Source organism: Acinetobacter sp. B-6, from assembly GCF_056930735.1.
Window position 1 is genome coordinate 1 of record NZ_JBXPBY010000031.1, and the last position, 5457, is coordinate 5457.

The window sequence follows — 5457 nt, forward strand, 5'->3', positions numbered from 1 at the left end:
ACACTACCATCAGCGCTAAGAGGTTTCACTTCTGAGTTCGGGAAGGGATCAGGTGGTTCACTCTTGCTATTGTCGCCAGCAAACTGTTATGGACTTTTTCGGGTCTTATGGGTATGCCTTACTTTGTTCCAAATGAGTTTAACAGAAGAACATTTGAGTTGGTTATTGTAACTAGCTTTACAACTAAATCAAGTATCTTTGATCTTTTATGAATCAAATGATGCTACATATACAACTGCTTGGGTGTTGTATAGTCAAGCCTCACGAGCAATTAGTATTGGTCAGCTTCATGCGTCACCGCACTTCCACATCCAACCTATCAACGTCGTAGTCTTCAACGGCTCTTTAGAGGACATAAAGTCCTAGGGAAATCTTATCTTGAGGTAGGCTTCCCGCTTAGATGCTTTCAGCGGTTATCCCTTCCGAACATAGCTACCCGGCGATGCGACTGGCGTCACAACCGGTACACCAGAGGTTCGTCCACTCTGGTCCTCTCGTACTAGGAGCAGATCCTCTCAAATTTCCAACGCCCACGGTAGATAGGGACCGAACTGTCTCACGACGTTCTAAACCCAGCTCGCGTACCTCTTTAAATGGCGAACAGCCATACCCTTGGGACCTGCTTCAGCCCCAGGATGAGATGAGCCGACATCGAGGTGCCAAACACCGCCGTCGATATGAACTCTTGGGCGGTATCAGCCTGTTATCCCCAGAGTACCTTTTATCCGTTGAGCGATGGCCCTTCCATACAGAACCACCGGATCACTAAGACCTACTTTCGTACCTGCTCGACTTGTGGGTCTCGCAGTTAAGCGCGCTTTTGCCTTTATACTCTACGCGTGATTTCCGACCACGCTGAGCGCACCTTCGTACTCCTCCGTTACTCTTTAGGAGGAGACCGCCCCAGTCAAACTACCCACCAGACATGGTCCTCGTCCCGGATAACGGGACAGAGTTAGAACCTCAATATTACCAGGGTGGTATTTCAAGGATGGCTCCATAGCAACTGGCGTCGCTACTTCTAAGCCTCCCACCTATCCTACACAAGTAAGATCAAAGTTCAATGTCAAGCTGCAGTAAAGGTTCACGGGGTCTTTCCGTCTAGCCGCGGGTACACCGCATCTTCACGGCGATTTCGATTTCACTGAGCCTCTGCTGGAGACAGCGCCCCCATCATTATGCCATTCGTGCAGGTCGGAACTTACCCGACAAGGAATTTCGCTACCTTAGGACCGTTATAGTTACGGCCGCCGTTTACTGGGGCTTCGATCAAGAGCTTCGCTTACGCTAACCCCATCAATTAACCTTCCAGCACCGGGCAGGCATCACACCCTATACGTCCACTTTCGTGTTTGCAGAGTGCTATGTTTTTAATAAACAGTTGCAGGGGCCTGGTTTCTGTGGCTGCCAATAGCTCAAGGAGCAAGTCCTATCACCGTCAGCAGCGTACCTTCTCCCGAAGTTACGGTACCATTTTGCCTAGTTCCTTCAGCAGAGTTCTCTCAAGCGCTTTGGTCTACTCGACCTGACCACCTGTGTCGGTTTCGGGTACGATTCCTGTGTAACTGAAGCTTAGAGACTTTTCCTGGAAGCATAGTATCAGCCACTTCACGAGTAAACTCGCTTGCTATCAGTTCTCAGCATAGAGCACCCCGGATTTGCCTAAGATGCATGCCTACAACCTTCCACCTGGACAACCAACGCCAGGCTGACTTAACTTTCTCCGTCCTCTCATCGCATTACACAGAAGTATTGGAATATTAACCAATTTCCCATCGACTACGCCTCTCGGCCTCGCCTTAGGGGTCGACTCACCCAGCCCCGATTAACGTTGGACTGGAACCCTTGGTCTTTCAGCGAACGGGTTTTTCACCCGTTTTGTCGTTACTCACGTCAGCATTCGCACTTCTGATACCTCCAGCATGCTTCTCAACACACCTTCATCGGCTTACAGAACGCTCCCCTACCACGTATACAATGTATACATCCGCAGCTTCGGCATATAGTTTTAGCCCCGTTACATCTTCCGCGCAGGCCGACTCGACTAGTGAGCTATTACGCTTTCTTTAAAGGGTGGCTGCTTCTAAGCCAACCTCCTAGCTGTCTATGCCTTCCCACATCGTTTCCCACTTAACTATAATTTTGGGGCCTTAGCTGGCGGTCTGGATTGTTTTCCTCTTGACTACGGACGTTAGCACCCGCAGTCTGTCTCCCGGATAGTACTCATAGGTATTCGGAGTTTGCATCGGTTTGGTAAGTCGGGATGACCCCCTAGCCGAAACAGTGCTCTACCCCCTATGGTATTCGTCCGAGGCGCTACCTAAATAGCTTTCGGGGAGAACCAGCTATCACCGAGTTTGATTAGCCTTTCACCCCTATCCACAAGTCATCCCCTGGCTTTTCAACGACAGTGGGTTCGGTCCTCCAGTTAGTGTTACCCAACCTTCAACCTGCTCATGGATAGATCACCCGGTTTCGGGTCTATACCCAGCAACTAAACGCCCTATTAAGACTCGATTTCTCTACGGCTCCCCTATACGGTTAACCTTGCTACTGAATATAAGTCGCTGACCCATTATACAAAAGGTACGCAGTCACCGAACAAGTCGGCTCCCACTGCTTGTATGCATGCGGTTTCAGGATCTATTTCACTCCCCTCACAGGGGTTCTTTTCGCCTTTCCCTCACGGTACTGGTTCACTATCGGTCAGTCAGGAGTATTTAGCCTTGGAGGATGGTCCCCCCATATTCAGACAAGGTTTCACGTGCCTCGCCCTACTCGTCATCATTATATGTGCACTTTCGTGTACGGGACTATCACCCTCTACGGTAGCACTTCCCAGAGCTTTCCGCTAATACACATATAACTTAATGGGCTGATCCCCGTTCGCTCGCCGCTACTGAGGGAATCTCAATTGATTTCTTTTCCTAAGGGTACTGAGATGTTTCACTTCCCCTCGTTCGCCTCGCATGACTATGTATTCATCATGCGATACCTACCTTATGGTAAGTGGGTTTCCCCATTCAGAAATCTCCGGATCACAGGATATTTGCCGCCTCCCCGAAGCTTATCGCAGGCTATTACGTCTTTCATCGCCTCTGACTGCCAAGGCATCCACCACATGCACTTAATTACTTGACTATACAACCCCAAACAGTCGTTAATCCCTACAAGTAGGATCAACAATGTGGATTTAACCACTTCTATTTGTTGCTTGTGAACTTAATCACTGTACAGCTTCAATTTAATTCATATACCAAAACGCTTGATTCAGTTTTATCGCTAGTTCTCATTTCATTCCGCTTTAACAATTGCTTGTTAAGCTTCATAAAACGAGTTAAACAATTATTTCAACTCAAATATATTCTGTTAATGATTCACTACCGCCTCGTCAGCAAGTAGTTCACTGTGATAAATCACAGAAGTTAATAAACTCTATAAACTTCAGTTCATTAATTTCTATAATCAATCTTTTTTTTAATCAGGTAACTGCGTAGTAGTGGTGGAGACTAGGAGAGTCGAACTCCTGACCTCCTGCGTGCAAAGCAGGCGCTCTACCAACTAAGCTAAGTCCCCAGCTTAAGATCTTAATATATCTGCTCTTCTGTATTCAGTAGACTTGGTGGGTCTGACAAGACTTGAACTTGTGACCCCACGCTTATCAAGCGTGTGCTCTAACCAACTGAGCTACAGACCCTCAGATACATCAATGAAGAACAACTTGTTGTGGATTCTTACCAATCGTCAATCTTTCGTTAAGGAGGTGATCCAGCCGCAGGTTCCCCTACGGCTACCTTGTTACGACTTCACCCCAGTCATCGGCCACACCGTGGTAAGCGTCCTCCTTACGGTTAGACTACCTACTTCTGGTGCAACAAACTCCCATGGTGTGACGGGCGGTGTGTACAAGGCCCGGGAACGTATTCACCGCGGCATTCTGATCCGCGATTACTAGCGATTCCGACTTCATGGAGTCGAGTTGCAGACTCCAATCCGGACTACGATCGGCTTTTTGAGATTAGCATCCTATCGCTAGGTAGCAACCCTTTGTACCGACCATTGTAGCACGTGTGTAGCCCTGGTCGTAAGGGCCATGATGACTTGACGTCGTCCCCGCCTTCCTCCAGTTTGTCACTGGCAGTATCCTTAAAGTTCCCATCCGAAATGCTGGCAAGTAAGGAAAAGGGTTGCGCTCGTTGCGGGACTTAACCCAACATCTCACGACACGAGCTGACGACAGCCATGCAGCACCTGTATGTAAGTTCCCGAAGGCACCAATCCATCTCTGGAAAGTTCTTACTATGTCAAGACCAGGTAAGGTTCTTCGCGTTGCATCGAATTAAACCACATGCTCCACCGCTTGTGCGGGCCCCCGTCAATTCATTTGAGTTTTAGTCTTGCGACCGTACTCCCCAGGCGGTCTACTTATCGCGTTAGCTGCGCCACTAAAGTCTCAAAGACCCCAACGGCTAGTAGACATCGTTTACGGCATGGACTACCAGGGTATCTAATCCTGTTTGCTCCCCATGCTTTCGTACCTCAGCGTCAGTATTAGGCCAGATGGCTGCCTTCGCCATCGGTATTCCTCCAGATCTCTACGCATTTCACCGCTACACCTGGAATTCTACCATCCTCTCCCATACTCTAGCTTCCCAGTATCGAATGCAATTCCCAAGTTAAGCTCGGGGATTTCACATCCGACTTAAAAAGCCGCCTACGCACGCTTTACGCCCAGTAAATCCGATTAACGCTCGCACCCTCTGTATTACCGCGGCTGCTGGCACAGAGTTAGCCGGTGCTTATTCTGCGAGTAACGTCCACTCATCTTGGGTATTAACCAAAAGAGCCTCCTCCTCGCTTAAAGTGCTTTACAACCATAAGGCCTTCTTCACACACGCGGCATGGCTGGATCAGGGTTCCCCCCATTGTCCAATATTCCCCACTGCTGCCTCCCGTAGGAGTCTGGGCCGTGTCTCAGTCCCAGTGTGGCGGATCATCCTCTCAGACCCGCTACAGATCGTCGCCTTGGTAGGCCTTTACCCCACCAACTAGCTAATCCGACTTAGGCTCATCTATTAACGCAAGGTCACAAGTGATCCCCTGCTTTCCCCCGTAGGGCGTATGCGGTATTAGCATCCCTTTCGAGATGTTGTCCCCCATTAATAGGCAGATTCCTAAGTATTACTCACCCGTCCGCCGCTAGGTCAGTTACCGAAGCAACTTCCCCCGCTCGACTTGCATGTGTTAAGCCTGCCGCCAGCGTTCAATCTGAGCCATGATCAAACTCTTCAGTTAAAATCATTAGTGACTTAAGGTCACAATTCTGGCTCATCAATGTACTGACAAATTCTCTCAAATAAACTTCGAGTAATTTAAACCAATCAATCAATGATAATATTTCGATCAATCAATCAGTAAAAATCCACACAAGTTGTTCTTCATATTCTCTTAATGATC

The 5457-nt window shown here is 48.5% G+C and carries 2 tRNA genes and 3 rRNA genes; all 5 read right to left on the reverse strand.

Annotated features, from left to right (window positions below):
* Positions 1 to 80, reverse strand: a 5S ribosomal RNA gene (rrf, locus tag AC1Z3T_RS20980); the annotation flags it as partial.
* Between the two features lie 170 nt (positions 81 to 250).
* A 23S ribosomal RNA gene (locus AC1Z3T_RS20985) occupies positions 251 to 3141 on the reverse strand.
* A 359-nt stretch (positions 3142 to 3500) separates the two neighbouring features.
* A tRNA-Ala gene (locus tag AC1Z3T_RS20990) sits at positions 3501 to 3576 on the reverse strand.
* Between the two features lie 44 nt (positions 3577 to 3620).
* Positions 3621 to 3697: transfer RNA gene (locus tag AC1Z3T_RS20995), tRNA-Ile, on the reverse strand.
* A 59-nt stretch (positions 3698 to 3756) separates the two neighbouring features.
* A 16S ribosomal RNA gene (locus tag AC1Z3T_RS21000) occupies positions 3757 to 5295 on the reverse strand.
* Positions 5296 to 5457 lie beyond the last annotated feature (162 nt).